The 15,595-nt window shown below is 74.0% G+C and carries 11 protein-coding genes; 5 read left to right on the top strand and 6 right to left on the bottom strand.

Annotation, left to right across the window (positions count from 1 at the left end; genetic code table 11):
* Nucleotides 1-37: 37 nt before the first annotated feature.
* Nucleotides 38-3,064, top strand: a complete 3,027-nt coding sequence (locus tag ACIP5M_RS20985) for a hypothetical protein (RefSeq protein WP_401199125.1) — start codon at nucleotides 38-40, stop codon at nucleotides 3,062-3,064.
* Here ACIP5M_RS20985 and ACIP5M_RS20980 read toward each other — a convergent pair.
* Entirely contained in the window at nucleotides 3,000-3,905 is a 906-nt protein-coding gene (locus tag ACIP5M_RS20980) for an AraC family transcriptional regulator (RefSeq protein WP_401199123.1), read from the bottom strand. The genes ACIP5M_RS20985 and ACIP5M_RS20980 overlap by 65 nt on opposite strands.
* A gap of 80 nt (nucleotides 3,906-3,985) precedes the next feature.
* Between ACIP5M_RS20980 and ACIP5M_RS20975 the strand changes: the two genes are divergently transcribed.
* Both ACIP5M_RS20975 and ACIP5M_RS20970 read left to right on the top strand, forming a co-directional pair.
* The gene (locus ACIP5M_RS20975; RefSeq protein ID WP_401199121.1) at nucleotides 3,986-8,581 is read left to right on the top strand and encodes an ATP-dependent helicase; all 4,596 of its coding nucleotides are present in this window, start codon (nucleotides 3,986-3,988) and stop codon (nucleotides 8,579-8,581) included.
* A gap of 154 nt (nucleotides 8,582-8,735) precedes the next feature.
* Nucleotides 8,736-9,422, top strand: a complete 687-nt coding sequence (locus tag ACIP5M_RS20970; RefSeq protein WP_401199119.1) for a hypothetical protein — start codon at nucleotides 8,736-8,738, stop codon at nucleotides 9,420-9,422.
* Between the two features lie 94 nt (nucleotides 9,423-9,516).
* On the opposite strand, the gene ACIP5M_RS20965 is transcribed toward ACIP5M_RS20970, so the two are convergent.
* The 3 genes from ACIP5M_RS20965 to ACIP5M_RS20955 all read right to left on the bottom strand — a co-directional run bounded on the left by ACIP5M_RS20965 (nucleotide 9,517) and on the right by ACIP5M_RS20955 (nucleotide 11,906).
* Nucleotides 9,517-10,224, bottom strand: coding sequence for an NADPH-dependent F420 reductase (locus tag ACIP5M_RS20965; protein WP_401199117.1), 708 nt, complete (start codon nucleotides 10,222-10,224; stop codon nucleotides 9,517-9,519).
* A gap of 156 nt (nucleotides 10,225-10,380) precedes the next feature.
* Nucleotides 10,381-11,295, bottom strand: a complete 915-nt coding sequence (locus tag ACIP5M_RS20960) for a PaaX family transcriptional regulator C-terminal domain-containing protein (protein WP_401199115.1) — start codon at nucleotides 11,293-11,295, stop codon at nucleotides 10,381-10,383.
* Nucleotides 11,292-11,906, bottom strand: a complete 615-nt coding sequence (locus tag ACIP5M_RS20955) for a GNAT family N-acetyltransferase (protein ID WP_401199113.1) — start codon at nucleotides 11,904-11,906, stop codon at nucleotides 11,292-11,294. The genes ACIP5M_RS20960 and ACIP5M_RS20955 overlap by 4 nt, the downstream gene beginning before the upstream one ends.
* A gap of 1,116 nt (nucleotides 11,907-13,022) precedes the next feature.
* On the opposite strand from ACIP5M_RS20955, the gene ACIP5M_RS20950 reads away from it, so the two are divergent.
* Nucleotides 13,023-13,817, top strand: coding sequence for an Fpg/Nei family DNA glycosylase (locus ACIP5M_RS20950; RefSeq protein ID WP_401199112.1), 795 nt, complete (start codon nucleotides 13,023-13,025; stop codon nucleotides 13,815-13,817).
* A gap of 36 nt (nucleotides 13,818-13,853) precedes the next feature.
* On the top strand, nucleotides 13,854-14,636 hold the full coding sequence (locus tag ACIP5M_RS20945) for an SDR family NAD(P)-dependent oxidoreductase (protein ID WP_401199110.1): 783 nt from the start codon (nucleotides 13,854-13,856) through the stop codon (nucleotides 14,634-14,636).
* Here ACIP5M_RS20945 and ACIP5M_RS20940 read toward each other — a convergent pair.
* Together ACIP5M_RS20940 and ACIP5M_RS20935 are read right to left on the bottom strand one after the other, a co-directional pair.
* Nucleotides 14,584-14,889, bottom strand: coding sequence for a hypothetical protein (locus tag ACIP5M_RS20940; protein WP_401199465.1), 306 nt, complete (start codon nucleotides 14,887-14,889; stop codon nucleotides 14,584-14,586). The genes ACIP5M_RS20945 and ACIP5M_RS20940 overlap by 53 nt on opposite strands.
* Before the next feature lie 276 nt (nucleotides 14,890-15,165).
* Nucleotides 15,166-15,546, bottom strand: a complete 381-nt coding sequence (locus ACIP5M_RS20935; protein WP_030389368.1) for a helix-turn-helix domain-containing protein — start codon at nucleotides 15,544-15,546, stop codon at nucleotides 15,166-15,168.
* Nucleotides 15,547-15,595 lie beyond the last annotated feature (49 nt).

Below are 15,595 nucleotides of genomic sequence, written 5' to 3'. Positions count from 1 at the left end.
TCGCCACGCTCGGAGCCCGGATGGCTACGGTGAGTGCATGGAGAATGCTCCGACACCGGTTGCCGTACGTCCTTCACATGCCAAGTGGGCCGCGCCGGTCTCCTGGGTCCTGCTGATCCTCGGGGGCGTGTTCTGCGGCCTGTACGCCGGCAAGTACCGGGAGCTGCACGGCGAGGTGCCGCTCCAGTTCGCGGGCGGCTGGGACCGGGCCTGCGAGATCGTCTACGGGCAGAGCCTGTGGTGTCCGGTCCCGGGCGGAGGGCAGCGCGAGCCGTTCCGCAGGGCCCTTTGGCTCGACTCGTTCCACTTCATCCCCGGGTACACGCTGCTGCTGCTCGCGGTGTTCGGCTTCGGCAGCTGCTTCCTGTACCGCAGGGTGTCGCAGAGGTTCGCCTTCCGGTGCCTGGCCGCCGCCGGAATGCTGGCCGCGGCGGACATCTGCGAGAACGTCTTCCTCTACCGGGCCCTGGACGGGCTCGGCACGGGCGCCGACGGCGACTGGCAGCGGGCGTCGTGGTGTGCGCTGCTCAAGTGGTCGATCGCCGGGCCCTTGGCGGCGGCGGCCCTGTGGATCGTCCTGACTCTGGCGGCACGCTTCGTCCTGCTGCGCCGGGCCGAGGTGAAGAACGCACCGCCCACGCCGCCCTTCGCCTTCCGTGACCCCGTCGTGCAGAAGGCCCACGAGCTCGCGAACCGCGGTGTGCCGTGGAGCGCACCGGACATCATCACCCCTCCCGCCGCGCCGCACGCGACCACCCCCGTGAGCGAGTGGCCGGCCCCCTCCGCCCCGGCGGCGCCTTTGGACAGTGCCAGGGAGCGCTGGCGCACTCGCGCGCTCGAACTGCCCGGACGGGAAGCGGCGGAGGTGGGCATCTGCGTCTCCGGCGGCGGCATCCGGTCCGCCTCGGTCACCCTGGGGGCGCTGCAGGCGCTGCGCGAGGGGGACGTACTGGCCAAGGCACGTTACCTGGTGTCCGTATCGGGCGGCGGCTACACCTCCGGGGCGTTCCAGCTCGCGCTTGCCTCCGAGCGGCCACCCAGCCTCGCGGGCCCCCGCCTCGGCACCGTGCGGGACGTGTTCGCGCCCGGCACTCCTGAAGAGGACCACATCCGCCGGCACGCGAAGTACCTCGCGGACAGCCCGCGGGAGAAGCTGCTGGCCGCGGGCATCGTCCTGCGCGGCCTGTGCGTGTCGCTGGGCCTGCTGGCGCTGGCCTGCGTCGTCGTCGGCGTATGTCTCGGCGCGTTCTACCACCTCGTCCCCATGACCGCGCTCGACCGTCTGCGGACGGACTCGAACGGTTCTTTCCCGGGGCTGTCCGGCCAGCTGCACGGTGAAGTGCGTACGCCCCTCGTCGCCCTCGTGGCACTCGCCGCGGTGGTGTCCGTGGTGGCGTCCCTGAGCAGGTCGTCCCGGCGCCCGCCGTGGGTACGGACCACCGTGAAGGGCATCCTGGCCCTGGCGGCCGCCGTCACCGTGTTCGCCGTGGTCCTGCCGACGGTGCTGTGGTTCTTCGCCTGGCTGGCCAACCGTGAGGACGTCTTCCCGGAGGGACCCGAGGGCATCTCGCTCTTCGGTGCGCTGACGGCCGCCGCCACCGGACTGGGCGGGCTGTTCACCGCCGGCAAGAACCGGGTGACGAAGGTCAAACCGGACGGGGAGAAGGCGGGTTGGTTCTCGGGAGCCCGATCGATCGTGACCCGGACCGGCACCGGCTGGGTCCAGACGATCGTGGTCTGGCTGGTCCTGGCGCTGGTCGCTTTCTTCGGTGTGGCCCTGCTGTCCTGGTCCACCGTCTACGCGAACGGCTGGAGCGCATGGTGGAGGTGCGGTCTGCCGGTTCTGCTGCTCTTCTGCGGCCTCGCCGTCGACCAGACCACCTTCAGCCTGCACCCCTTCTACCGGCAGCGGCTGGCCGGCGCGTTCTCCGTGCGCCGGGCGGTGCTGCGCGACGGGTCCGTCGGCGCCCTTCCGTACGACTACAACGCGGAGGGGACCAAACTGTCCGAGCACGGCCGGCGCGTGGTGGACGGGGAAGGCGCTTTCCCACAGACCATCTTCGTCACCTCGGCGGCCCTGTCGCTGCGCAACCGCACCGCGCCGGGCCGGCCCGCGGTGCCCTTCACCTTCTCCCACGACTACGTGGGCGGCCCGGACACCGGGTGGGTGCGGACGACCACGATGGAGAGCACGGCGCACCCGCTGATCGGCCGCGACCTCACCGTGCAGTCCGCCGTCGCGGTGTCCGGCGCCGCCTTCGCCTCGGCGATGGGCACCCAGTCGATGGCCGCGCAGCGGTTGCTCGCCCTGTCCAACCTGCGGCTGGGGACATGGGTGCCCAACCCCCTGTACCTCGCGAAGCTGGTCGAGCGGGGCCCGGACTGGGTCATGCCGCGGCTTCCGCGCGTCCGCCGGCTGCGCTATCAGCTCCAGGAGCTGGTCGGCCGGTACTCGGACACCAGCCCGATGCTGTTGTGCACCGACGGCGGGCACTTCGACAACCTGGGCCTGGTGGAACTGCTGCGGCTGCGCTGCCGCACGGTGTACGTGATCGACTCCTCGGGGGACTCGCCACCGTTGGCCACGACCCTGGCCCAGGCGGTGACGCTCGCGTACGAGGACCTGGGCGTGCAGATCACCTTCGACCAGGAGGACGTGCTGAAGCTGGTGCCCGGCAGCGCCGAGAAGGTGGAACCGACGGAACCGATGGCCGCCCTCAACACGCGGCTCTCCGCGAGCTGCCTCGTCAAGGGAGTCATCAAGTACCCGGAGGACGTGGAATTCGAAGCGGGCAAGCCGGGCACGAGGCTCGGCACCATCGTCTTCGCGAAGGCGAGCCTGACGCCTGACATGCCGTACGAGCTGCTGAGCTACGCGCTCAAGGAGAAGGCGTTCCCCCGCCAGAGCACCATGGACCAGTGGTTCGACCACACCCAGTTCGACGCGTACCGCGAACTGGGCTACCACCTCGGCGCCGCGGCCGTGTGGCCCACGCCGGTCAAGCGGCAGCGCCTGTTCGACCGCGCCGATAGGCGCCCGGGGGCACGCCCACGATCCGGGTGAAGTGCCGGTTGAGATGCGGCTGGTCGGTGAAGCCGACGGCGACGGCCGCCTCCGCCGGCGGGGTGCCGGCGTCGAGCAGCCGGCGGGCCCGCCGGACGCGGGCGTCGGTCAGCCAGGTGTGCGGCGGCATTCCGTACCGCTCCCGGAAGGCCCGCAGCAGGGCGAAGGGGCTCGTTCCCAGCTCCGCCGCCAGCTGTTCCAGCGAAGGCGGCTCGGCCATCCGCCCCTCCAGTACGGACCGGGCCCGCTCGGCGTCGGCGGCGCCCGCGCGCCGTACCGTACGGGTGGGCAGCGGGCCCGCGTGCCGGCTGAGCATCCGCGCCACCACACCCCGCAGCAGCGTGTCGGCGGCCAGCGCGTTCCCGGCCTCGGCGGCCCGGTGGACCTCGGTGATCACCCGGGAGCCCTGGGGGTCGGCGACCATGTCGGAGGTGAAACCGGGAGTGCCGCGCAGGGTGCCGATCTCGGCGGCGACCTCGGTGATCAGCTCGCGGGACGGGTAGAGGGTGGAGTACGCCCAGCCCTCGGGCGCTCCCGCGCGCGCGGTGTGCGCCACCTCGGGGTTGATCAGGACCACGCTGCCGGGCCCGGCCCGCAGGGTGGCGCCGGGGAGCCCGATCTCCTCGATGCCGCCGGTGACGGCCGCGATGACGTAGCCGTCGTGGGCGTGGCGCGGGAAGGTGTGGCGTACGTAGTGGGCGCGCAGCAGGTCCAGGCCCGGCAGTTCGGGGTACTGCCAGTGCCGGGCCCACTCCCGGCCCTCCCGGCCCTCCCGGCCCTCCCGGCCCTCCTGTTCCTCCCGGCCCTTCCGGCGCGCCTGGTCCTTCCCGCTCGTCCCCATCTCCCCATTCTGCGCCCCTGCGGTCAGGGGTGTTCCCGCAGGTCCGGCCCATTGTCAGTGCCGGGGTGCAGGATGGGGGCATGTCCGGCTCCGCGCTCGAATCGTTCTCCCCCGCGACCCGCTCCTGGTTCACGGGGGCCTTCGTCAAGCCCACCTCCGCGCAGGAAGGCGCCTGGCGGGCGATCGGGGCGGGCTCGGACGTGCTCGTGGTGGCGCCCACCGGCTCCGGCAAGACCCTGGCCGCCTTCCTCGCCGCCCTCGACCAGCTGGCCTCGACCCCACCGCCGGCCGAGCCGAGGAAGCGCTGCCGGGTGCTGTACGTATCGCCGCTGAAGGCCCTGGCGGTGGACGTGGAGCGCAATCTGCGCAGCCCGCTGACCGGCATCCGCCAGGAGTCCGTCCGGCTCGGGCTGCCCGAGCCGGAGATCCGGGTCGGCATCCGCTCCGGGGACACCCCGCCGGCCGAGCGGCGGGCGCTGGCCACCCGGCCGCCGGACATCCTCATCACCACCCCCGAGTCCCTGTTCCTGATGCTGACCTCGGCCGCCCGGGAGGCCCTGGCCGGGATCGAGACCGTGATCCTGGACGAGGTGCACGCGGTCGCCGGGACCAAGCGCGGCGCCCACCTCGCGCTCTCCCTGGAACGGCTGGACGAGCTGCTGCCGCGCCCGGCCCGCCGGATCGGCCTGTCGGCGACGGTCCGGCCGGTGGACGAGGTGGCCCGCTATCTCGCGCCGCGCGGCAAGGTCGAGATCGTCCAGCCCCCGTCGTCCAAGGAGTTCGACCTGTCGGTGGTCGTCCCGGTACAGGACATGGGCGAGTTGGGCGGTTCCCCCGCCACCGAGGGCAAGGAGGGCGGCGACAAGCCGTCCATCTGGCCGCACGTGGAGGAGCGGATCGCCGATCTGGTCCAGGCCCACCGCTCGACGATCGTGTTCGCCAACTCCCGGCGCCTCGCCGAGCGGCTGTGCAACCGGCTCAACGAGATCGCGTACGAGCGGGCCACCGGCGAGCAACTGGCCGACGGGGCGCCGCCCCCGGCCGAGATCATGGCCCAGTCCGGCGCCGCCCAGGGTGCCCCGCCGCTGCTGGCCCGTGCGCACCACGGCTCGGTGTCCAAGGAGCAGCGGGCCCTGGTGGAGGAGGATCTCAAGGCGGGCCGGCTGCCCGCCGTGGTCGCCACCTCCAGCCTGGAGCTGGGCATCGACATGGGCGCCGTGGACCTGGTGGTCCAGGTGGAGTCCCCGCCGTCGGTGGCCTCCGGGCTCCAGCGCGTGGGCCGGGCCGGGCACCAGGTGGGCGCGGTCTCCACCGGCGTGGTCTTCCCCAAGTACCGGGGCGACCTGGTGCAGGCGGCCGTGGTCACCGAGCGGATGCGCACCGGGTCGATCGAGTCCCTGCGGATCCCTTCCAACCCCCTCGACGTCCTCGCCCAGCAGCTCGTGGCGATGACCGCCATGGACACCTGGCAGCTGGACGACCTCCTCGCCCTGGTCCGCCGGGCGGCGCCCTTCGCGGCGCTGCCGGAGTCGGCGTTCACGGCGGTCCTCGACATGCTGGCGGGCCGATACCCCTCGGACGCGTTCGCCGAGCTGCGACCCCGGGTGGTGTGGGACCGCGTCGCCGGGACGATCACCGGCCGGCCCGGGGCGCAGCGGCTCGCCGTGACCTCGGGCGGCACCATCCCGGACCGGGGCCTCTTCGGCGTCTTCCTCGCGGGCTCGGACCCGAAGAAGGGCGGCGGCCGCGTCGGCGAGCTGGACGAGGAGATGGTCTACGAGTCCCGCGTCGGGGACGTCTTCACGCTGGGCACCACCTCCTGGCGGATCGAGGACATCACCCGCGACCGCGTCCTGGTCACCCCGGCGCCCGGGGTGCCGGGACGGCTGCCGTTCTGGAAGGGCGACCAGCTGGGCCGCCCGCTCGAACTCGGCCGCGCCGTCGGCGCCTTCCTGCGCGAGCTCGGAGCCCTCACCGAGGAGGACGGCCGGCTGCGCCTGCTGGCGGCCGGCCTGGACGCCTGGGCCGCCGAGAACGTGCTGGCGTACCTCGCCGAGCAGCGCGAGGCCTGCGGGCACGTGCCGGACGACCGGACCATCGTCGTCGAGCGGTTCCGCGACGAGCTCGGCGACTGGCGGGTCGTGGTCCACTCCCCCTTCGGTGCGCAGGTGCACGCCCCGTGGGCGCTGGCGCTGAGCGCCCGCCTCGCGGAGAAGTACGGCATGGACGCGCAGGTCATGCACGCCGATGACGGGATCGTGCTCCGTCTCCCCGACGCCGACCTGCTCAGCATGGACCTGCTGGACCACGACCCGGCGGCCACGCAGTCCTTCGAGTTCGACGACGAGCAGGCCCCGATCGGGGCGGCGGATGTCGCCTTCGACCACGGCGACGTCAACCAGCTCGTGACCGACCAGGTCGGCGGCTCCGCGCTGTTCGCCTCCCGGTTCCGCGAGTGCGCGGCCCGCGCCCTGCTGCTGCCGCGGCGCAGTCCGGGCAAGCGCACCCCCCTGTGGCAGCAGCGCCAGCGCGCCTCCCAACTGCTCCAGGTCGCCTCGGAGTTCGGTTCGTTCCCGATCGTGCTGGAAGCCGTACGCGAATGCCTCCAGGACGTCTTCGACGTGCCCGGCCTGACCGAGCTGATGGGCGACATCGAAGCGCGCCGGGTCCGTCTGGTCGAGGTCACCACCCCCGAACCGTCCCCCTTCGCACGGTCGTTGCTCTTCGGGTACGTCGCCCAGTTCCTGTACGAGGGGGACTCGCCCCTCGCCGAGCGCCGGGCGGCCGCGCTCTCGCTGGACTCCCGCCTGCTGGCCGAGCTGCTCGGCCAGGCGGAGCTGCGCGAACTTCTGGACGCGGAGGTGCTGGAGGAGCTGGAGCGGGAGCTGCAGTGGCGCACCGAGGACCGCCGGGCCAAGGACGCCGAGTCGGTGGCGGACCTGCTGCGGCTGCTGGGCCCGCTGACGGACGCCGAGCTGGCCGAGCGCGGGGCGGATCCGTCCTGGGTGCGCGAGCTGTCCTCGGCCCGCCGCACCATCCGGGTCCGGATCGGCGGCACCGACCACTGGGCGGCCATCGAGGACGCGGGCCGGCTACGCGACGCGCTGGGCACGGCGCTCCCGGTCGGTGTGCCGGAGGCCTTCACCGAGCCCGTCAAGGATCCGCTGGGCGATCTCCTCGCCCGGTACGCCCGTACGCACGGACCGTTCACCACGGCCGCCGTGGCCGGCCGCTTCGGCCTGGGGGCGGCCGTGACCGAGGGCGCCCTGCACCGCCTGGCGGCGGCCGGCCGCGTGGTCCAGGGCGAGTTCCATCCGGCGGGCATCGGCCAGGAGTGGTGCGACGCGGCGGTGCTGCGCAGGCTCCGCCGCCGCTCCCTGGCCGCGCTGCGCCAGGAACTGGAACCGGTCCCGCCGACCTCTCTGGCCACCTTCCTGCCGCAGTGGCAGCACCTGGGCGGAGCGCTGCGCGGCATCGACGGCCTGGCCCGGGCGGTCGAGCAGCTCCAGGGCGCGCCGGTCCCGGCGTCCGCGCTGGAACGCCTGATCCTTCCCTCGCGGGTAAGCGGGTACTCCCCGGCGCTGCTGGACGAGCTGACCACCACGGGCGAGGTGGTGTGGGCGGGCGCCGGGGCCCTCCCGGGCAAGGACGGCTGGGTCTCCCTCTACCTGGCGGAGGCGGCCCCGCTGCTCCTGCCCCCGCCGCACCCCTTGGAGCAGAGCCCGCTCCACCAGGCGGTCCTGGCGTCGCTGGAGGGCGGGTACGGCCTGTTCTTCCGCCAGATCGCCGACTCCGTCCGCGCCGGCGGGCTGCCCGAGGCCTCCGACATGGCCCTCGCCGAGGCGCTGTGGGACCTGGCCTGGTCGGGCCGGCTGACCAACGACACCCTGTCCCCCCTGCGGTCGCTGCTCGGCTCGGGCCGTACCGCGGGGTCCACCGCGCACCGGGCCCGGCGCACCATCCCCCGCGGGCGGTACGGCACGCTCGGGGCGACCGTGTCCCGCACCGGCCCGCCCACGGTGTCGGGCCGCTGGTCGGTCCTGCCGTCGCAGGCGCCCGACCCGACCCACCGGGCGCACGCCCTGGCCCGGACGCTGCTGGACCGGCACGGCGTGGTGACGCGGGGCGCGGTGGCGGCGGAGGGGATCGAGGGCGGCTTCAGCGCGGTCTACCGCGTCCTCTCGGCCTTCGAGGACAGCGGCCAGGCCCGTCGGGGCTATGTGGTCGAGGGGCTGGGCGCGGCCCAGTTCGCGATGGACGGCGCGGTGGACCGGCTCCGGGCCGCCGAGCGGACCCCGCCTCCGCTGGCGGCGGTGGTACTGGCCGCCGCCGATCCGGCGAACGCGTACGGCGCGGCGCTGCCCTGGCCGGAGCCCCCGGCCGGGGCCACCCACAAGCCGGGCAGGAAGGCGGGCTCCCTGGTGGTCCTGGTCGACGGGGAACTCACCCTGTACCTGGAGCGCGGCGGCAAGACCCTGCTGGCCTGGCCGGAGGCCGGTGACCCCCGCCTGGTCTCGGCCGTGACGGCCTTGGCCGCAGCCTCCCGAGCGGGCACCCTCCCGGCCCTGACGGTGGAGCGGATCAACGCCGCGGCCTCGCTCACGTCCCCCCTGGGCCCCTCCCTGGAGGCGGCCGGTTTCCACGCCACACCGAGAGGGTTGCGCCTGCGCTCCTGAGGCCACGAAACGGCATCGTCTGTTCCGCTCATGTCTTGGGCATGTCACGAAGCCGTCGCCACCGGCCGCTGGACTGGAACGGGCACTTACTCATCCCTTATCAAGATGATCACAGCCATCGCACAGACGATGCACAGTCATGGGGGAGAGAAGAGTGAGCACCATCAGCATGCGTGGAACCACCCTGGGCGCGGTCGCCCTGGCAGTCGCCGGCACCCTGGCCCTGACGGGCTGCAAGAACGGCAACGAGGAGGTGGCCCCGGCGCCGACCGGCTCGGCCTCGGGCGGCGCCTCGACCGCCCCCAGCGAGGCCCCGGCCAGCCCTTCGGCGGGCGGCAGCGGCTACAGCAGCGAAGCCCCCTCCGGGGCGGCGGGCACGGCCAAGTCCGGCCAGGCGTTCAAGCTCGGCGAGACCGCCACGGTCCCGTTCGACTACGGAAGCAACAAGGGCGGCACCATCGCCCTCACGGTCACCACCGTCGAGCAGGGCAACCCCGCCGACCTCGACTCGCTCAACCTCGGCGACAAGGTGAAGGGGATGATCCCCTACTACGTCCGCTACACGGTCAAGAACGTCGGCACCACGGACCTGTCGTACTCCTCGGTGGGCCACATCAAGGGCCTGCTCCCGGACGGCAGCGAGGCGCAGGGCGTCTCGGTCATCGGCAAGTTCGAGAAGTGCAAGGACGACTCGCTGCCGAAGGGCTTCACGAACGGCCAGACCCAGGCCGGCTGTGCGATCGCCCTGGCCCCGTCCGCCCAGACGAAGGTGGTCGGCGCCCAGTACTGGGGCAACCCCTACAACAACCTGAGCAACGGCAAGCCCCTCACCTGGAAGTAGCGGGCGGCCCACCGGGCCCTTCTCCCTTCCCACCGCGAGCCCCTGCGACGGCACCCCGTCGCAGGGGCTCGCCCCTTCCCGGCCGCACTCCCCGTCAGCGCATCACCTTCATCCCGAAGCGGGCGCCGCCGAGCGCGAACTGGATCGCGCTGTGCATGTGGGAGTACATCTCCATGCCCCGGGAGCTGACCAGCGGACCGAGGTCGAGGATGTCCTGCCAGCCGTAGGACCGCAGGAGCGCGGTGACCTCCGCCTTGGCATCGTCGTGCTCCCCCGCGATGAACATCGTGTGGTCGCCTCCGGCCACGGCCTTCGGATTGACGACGGTCTCCTGCTCCTGGGTGACGCAGGCCTTGACGACCTTCACCCGGGGCAGGGCGCGCTGGATCCGCTCCCCCAGGCTGTCGTGGTCGACGGGGTCCAGGGCCGGCATCACTCCCCAGGGGGTGGGCCAGGGGTGGGCCTGTTCCGGGTTGTAGACGAACGGGACCGCGTAGTCCATCAGCGTCTTGCCCGCGAGCTGCTCGCCGAGGCCGCCGAGCACGCGCACCGCGTTGGCGCCGTCGATCCCGTTGATCACGAAGTCGGCGGCCGCCGCGGCCTCGCCGAAGCTGCCGAGCCCGATGTCCGGGTAGTTCGCGAACCACTGACCGAAGGGTTCGATGCCCATGAAGTCCGGTTCGGTGCGGCCGAGGGTGGCCTGGGAGTCGCGGGTGCCGACGTACACGTCGTGCCCGAGTTCCAGCAGCTTGGCGGCGTGCGCGCGGCCTCCCGCGCCGGTGCCGAGGACGGCGACCTTCATTGCGTTGCTCCGTTTCGTGGTTCCCGACCCGGGGCTGACCCCGTGCACGCAGACACTCACGAGGAGGCCGCCCACCGGCGGCGGACGCGCAGGCACGGCCCGAACCGGCGCGAGCGGATCGCCCGGGTGGCGCAGGGGCGTCCACCGGGCCGCCCCCTACGCCCCGTCCGCTGACTCCTCATCAGCGACGGCCCGGTCCGCCGCCTCTCGCGCGATGTCGGCGTAGAGGCGGAAGAGGGCCGGGCGCGCTTCGCCGTGGTCGCGTTCCCGGAGGGCCGCCCAGCACCGGGCGACGAGCTGCCGGGCCAGGGTGCCGGGCCAGGGCCGGGGCAGGAGCTGAGGGGGCAGCAGCGGGTCGGGGTCCATGGCGCGGGTGAGCTCGGCGGCCAGCTCGGCCGCGATGGTGAGCAGTTCGGGCGGGGAGAGCGCGGCAGGGCCGGTGAGCCGGTCGAGGCGGGGCCGGGCGATCCGCGCGAGGCGGTGGTAACGCCCGGCGATCTCCGGCAACGGCCACAGCCGGCGGGCGAGTTCGGCAGGCTCCCGGATGCCGCCCCTGCGCAGGTCCGTCGTGGTGAGGAGGGTGAGTGCGCCGTCGGCCCCGAGGAGGCGGTGGGCCGCGTCTTCGACGTACGGTTCCCAGGCGTTGGCGCAGACGTACAGTCCCCCCTGGAGCGGGGCGCCGCCGAGGTGGACGAGCGTGTCGCGCAGGGCGTCGCGGGCCGGGCGCGCCGATTCGGGCACCGCGAAGGCGGCCAGGTGCCAGACACCGTCCCAGGGGGCGAGGCCGGCGTCCTGGCGGAACGCGTACTTCAGGAAGTCCGCGTGGGGGGCCAGGGCGTGCGTGGTGTCCTCGGTCGCGTGCAGCAGTGCTTTGCGGCCGCGGCCCTCGTGGGTGAACCGGCCTTCGGCCACGAGCCGTTTGACGCACAGCCGCACCTGCTGGTCGCTCATGCCAAGGGTTCCGGCGACGGTGTAGAGCTCGTCCGCGGCGACCGTACCGTCCTCCCGGATCAATGCGTGGACGAGCATGCGGGTGGGGATCTCGACGCGGTCGGTCACCTCGTCCGTCATGCCCACCGCCCTCCCGGCCCGTTCGCCTCCACGGGGCGGTGCATGGTGGTGACCGCGCCGAAACCCATCAGTCTGCGCAGGTAGGGCGTCTGCTCGGTCCGTACGGCCGTGAAGCCGCGGCGCTCGTACAGGGCTCTCGCGCGCGGATTGGTGTCGATGACGTCCAGCCTGATCTCCCGGCAGCCCTGCTCGGCCGCGACGGCGGCCACTTCATCGAGGAGCAGGCTCCCGACGCCGCGACCGCGCAGGCCCGCGTCCACGGCGATGCCGTCCATGACGAGCTGGCCGGGGGCCGGGTGGCGTTCGAACAGGGCGAGGAGCAGGAGCCGGTGCAGTCCTCGCAGCTGTCCGTACGTGCGCAGTACGTCGGAGGCCGATCCCCCGGTCAGGGCTCGGCCGCCGAGCTGGTAGCCGGCGAGGCCGACGAGCCGCCCGTCGAGGAGCGCGCAAACGGCGCGGTCGGCGTTGAGGTGGGCGGCGATGAAGGGCACCGCCTTGTCGGGCGGGTTCAGGGCCGGCCCGAGCTTCCGCCCGAAGGCCCCCCAGTACAGCCCGGCCGCCTGCAACTCGGCGCCGCCCGGAATCCCCCGCCGAACCGTTACCCCTGCCATGCCGCTCCCCTCCCGCTCACCGAAACTATCACCCACCCAACGACCGTACGCTGAACGATAGTTCCCCACCCGGCGAAACAGACGGCCGGATCCACGGCCCCAGCCCCACCCCGCTGACGCGCCCAGCCACGCCCCCGCGGGCCCGACCCACCCGAAACGAGGGCAGAGGCCAGGGGGAGGGGCGGGGGCAAGGGCCGGTCTGGGGCCAGGGCCAACGGCCGGAGGGCGGAAGCCGGCGGCCGGGCCATAGGCCAGGGCCGGGGCCGGACCGGGACCAAGGATCAGCGGCCAGGGCCGGGGGCAGGGACGGCCAGCGGGCGGGATGCGGGAGCCAGATGCCAAGCCGGGGGCCGGGACCGGGGGCCCGGGGGCCAGAGGGCGGCCGGGGGCTGGGAGGCGGGGGGGCCAAGGGCTCGGCCAGAGGAGAGCCGGGTGACGGGGCCCGGCACCGGGGCTGGCCCACGGTCGCGGCCAGACAGGTACCGAGGCCAGCTACCGGCCGAGGTTAGCGCGGGACCGGTAGGCCGGGGGCCGGTGTCAGACATGCACCGGGAACAGCTGTCGAGGCCAGGGGGCGGGGCAGCGGCAAGGACAGTGCGGGGACAGCGCGAGCACGGCCAAGGCGGGCCGAGGGCACGGCAGCCCAGGACCGGGGCGAGGACAGACCAACACCCTGACCCCAGAACGGGCCGAACGCACCGCAGCCCAGGACCGGGGCGAGGACAGACCAACACCCTGACCCCAGAACGGGCCGAAGGCACCGCAGCCCAAGGCCGGACAAAGGCAGGCCAACACCCTGGCCGCAGAGGCCAGCGCCGGGGCGGGGCGGCCAGGGCAGGGCAGGGCAGGGCAGCGCCCTGGGGCCAGAGGCCAGGGCCGGGGCCAGAGCGGGCCGGGGGCACGGCGGGTCAGGGCCGGGGCGAGCCCAGGGCCAGGTGGAGCCGGGGCCGGCGGCCCGCTGTGGCCCCGGCAACCGCACGCCGGGACCCCGCCCCGCCGCGGGACCCCGCCCCGCCGCCGGACCCCCGTCCCGCCGCCGCAGGACCCCGCCCCGCCGAGGGACCCCCGCCCCGCCGCCGGGGCCCGCGGTCGCCGCGGGGCGCGCACAATGGGGCCATGCCCGAAGGAGACAGCGTCCTGCGCGCCGCGGCCCGCCTGCACACCGCCCTGGCCGGCAAGCCCCTCACGCGCAGCGACCTGCGCGTCCCCCGCTTCGCCACCGCCGACCTCACGGGCCGTACCACCCTCGACGTCACCCCCCGGGGCAAGCACATCCTGGCCCGCTTCGAGGGCGGCCTCACCCTCCACAGCCACCTCCGCATGGACGGCGCCTGGCACGTGTTCCCCGCGGGCGCGAAATGGCACGGCGGCCCCGTCTACGAGATCCGGGCGATCCTCGCCACCGCCGACCAGACGGCCGTCGGCTACCGCCTCCCCGTCCTGGAGCTGATCCGCACCGCGGACGAGGACCGGGTCGTCGGCCATCTCGGCCCCGATCTGCTCGGCCCCGACTGGGACCCCGACCGCGCCGCCGCGAACCTCCTGGCCGCCCCCGAGCGCCCGCTCGGCGAGGCCCTGCTCGACCAGCGCAACCTCGCCGGCATCGGCAACATCTACAAGGCCGAGCTCTGCTTCATGGCCCAGGTCAGCCCCTGGACCCCGGTCGGCGCGCTCCCCGAGGCAACGCTCCCCCGCCTGGCCGCCGCCGCGCAGCGCCTGCTGGCCGCCAACGCCGGCGTCCGGCCCGGCCCCCGCAACACCACCGGGAGCCGCGGCCGCGGCCAGGACCTCTTCGTCTACGGCCGCGCCCGCCGCCCCTGCCTGCGCTGCGGCACCCCCATCCGCGAGGCCCCCCAGGACGGCCGCCCCACCTACTGGTGCCCCCACTGCCAGCCGGGCCCCACCCCCTAGTTGACGCTCCGTCAGGTGCGGTCGTACCGTCCCCGCATGCCCCTACCCACCGGCACCGCCTCAGCCCCGTACGACCTCACCGGACGCACCGCCCTCATCACCGGCGCCGGCAGCGGAATCGGCCGCGCCACCGCCCTCCTCCTCGCCGAGGCGGGGGCGCACGTGCACTGCGCCGACCGCGACGCGCAGGGCCTCGCCGAGACGGCCGCCCTCATCGCCAAGGCCGGCGGAGCCGCGACCGTCCACTCCCTCGACGTCACCGACCGCACCGCCCTGCGGGCCGCCGTCGCGGCCGCTGGCCCGCTCGACATCGCCGCCGCCATCGCCGGGATCATGCACACCAGCAGCGTGCTGGACACCGCCGACGAGGACCTGGACCGGGTGCTCGACATCAACTTCAAGGGGGTTCTGCGCACCTGCCAGGAGGCCGCCCGATCCATGATCGCCGCCGGCCGGCCCGGGTCGATCGTCACCATGGCCTCCGGCGCCGTGGACGCCGCGCAGCCCGGCCTGCTCTGCTACAGCGCCGCCAAGGCCGCCGTCGTTCAGCTCACCAAGACCCTCGCCACCGAGGCCGGACCGCACGGCATCCGCGTCAACGCCGTCGCGCCCGGCTGGATACGCACCCCGATGACCGGCCGGCACACCCCCGAGGTGCAGGAGCAGACCGAGGCGATGATGGTCCGGATGTCGCCCCTGCGCCGGGTCGGCGAGCCCGAGGACATCGCCCAGGCCGTGCTCTACCTGGCCTCGGACGCCTCGTCCTTCATGACGGGCCAGATCCTTCGCCCGAACGGCGGAGTGTCGATGCCCTGGTAGCCGCGGTGGCCGCTGCCACACCGGCAACCCCGGCAACCCCGGCAGCCACGTCCGCCGCCCGCCGCCGGGCCCTGCGCTTCGGCTCCGGTACGCAGTGCACGGGCAGCAGCCCCAGCCCCCAGCCGCCCACGGCCACCGCGCCCTCCACGGGCCCGGACTCCGCGGGCGCCAGGGCCAGCCGCAGCACGGCCCACCACCACAGCACCCCCACCGCCAACGCGAGAGCCACCGGCGCAGGTATGCGCGAGCGCAGACCCTCCCGCGGGCGCAGACCCTCCCGCCGGCTCAGACCCTCCCGCCGGCTCAGACCCTCCCGCCGGCGCATCCCCACCCAGGGGCGCAGACCCAGACGCGTACGCGCGCGCAGGCGCAGTAACCGCCGCACGGCTGCCTCCCAGGGGGCCGGGACCCGGACGGCCCCATCCTCCCGCACACCCCCCGGCCCCGCACCCAGAACGGCCGGGAGCCCCGGCCGGCGCTCGACGCACCGGCCGGGGCTCCGGCCACACTCACACGCTCACGTGCTCGCTCACGCGGCTACGACATTCACCGCTTCCGCAGGCGCCTTGATGGTCACCCGCTCCGGCCCACCCGCGACCGAAGCCATGGAGACCGAATTGAGCATCGGGCGGACCGGCACGCTGACCGGTTCGCTTGCCGCGGCCGACTGTGCCAGCTCGGCCAGCGACAGTTCATCGCTGACTTCGCGCATCAGCTCGGACATCCGTACGTCCAACGCGTCGCAGATCGCGGAGAGCAGCTCGGAGGATGCCTCCTTCTGCCCCCGCTCCACCTCGGAGAGATAGCCGAGCGAAACTCGAGCCGACGAGGAGACTTCGCGCAGAGTACGGCCCTGGCGCTGGCGCTGCCGACGCAGCACGTCACCCAGCAGGCGACGGAGCAGAATCATCGGTGGCTCCCTCCTCTGACCGTGTAGCCGCATCCTTCACGCCCCACCG

The organism is Streptomyces sp. NPDC088762, assembly GCF_044750905.1.
GTDB lineage: Bacteria > Actinomycetota > Actinomycetes > Streptomycetales > Streptomycetaceae > Streptomyces.
Note: the sequence above shows the minus strand (reverse complement) of the source record. Positions and strands in the feature narration are given on the sequence as shown.

What these genes read in the sequence shown, in the direction of transcription:
- ACIP5M_RS20985 (WP_401199125.1), top strand. Translation starts at nt 38, where the DNA reads ATGGAGAATGCTCCGACACCGGTTGCCGTACGTCCTTCACATGCCAAG.
- ACIP5M_RS20980 (WP_401199123.1), bottom strand. Translation starts at nt 3,905, where the DNA reads ATGGGGACGAGCGGGAAGGACCAGGCGCGCCGGAAGGGCCGGGAGGAA.
- ACIP5M_RS20975 (WP_401199121.1), top strand. Translation starts at nt 3,986, where the DNA reads ATGTCCGGCTCCGCGCTCGAATCGTTCTCCCCCGCGACCCGCTCCTGG.
- ACIP5M_RS20965 (WP_401199117.1), bottom strand. Translation starts at nt 10,224, where the DNA reads ATGAAGGTCGCCGTCCTCGGCACCGGCGCGGGAGGCCGCGCGCACGCC.
- ACIP5M_RS20960 (WP_401199115.1), bottom strand. Translation starts at nt 11,295, where the DNA reads ATGACGGACGAGGTGACCGACCGCGTCGAGATCCCCACCCGCATGCTC.
- ACIP5M_RS20955 (WP_401199113.1), bottom strand. Translation starts at nt 11,906, where the DNA reads ATGGCAGGGGTAACGGTTCGGCGGGGGATTCCGGGCGGCGCCGAGTTG.
- ACIP5M_RS20950 (WP_401199112.1), top strand. Translation starts at nt 13,023, where the DNA reads ATGCCCGAAGGAGACAGCGTCCTGCGCGCCGCGGCCCGCCTGCACACC.
- ACIP5M_RS20945 (WP_401199110.1), top strand. Translation starts at nt 13,854, where the DNA reads ATGCCCCTACCCACCGGCACCGCCTCAGCCCCGTACGACCTCACCGGA.
- ACIP5M_RS20935 (WP_030389368.1), bottom strand. Translation starts at nt 15,546, where the DNA reads ATGATTCTGCTCCGTCGCCTGCTGGGTGACGTGCTGCGTCGGCAGCGC.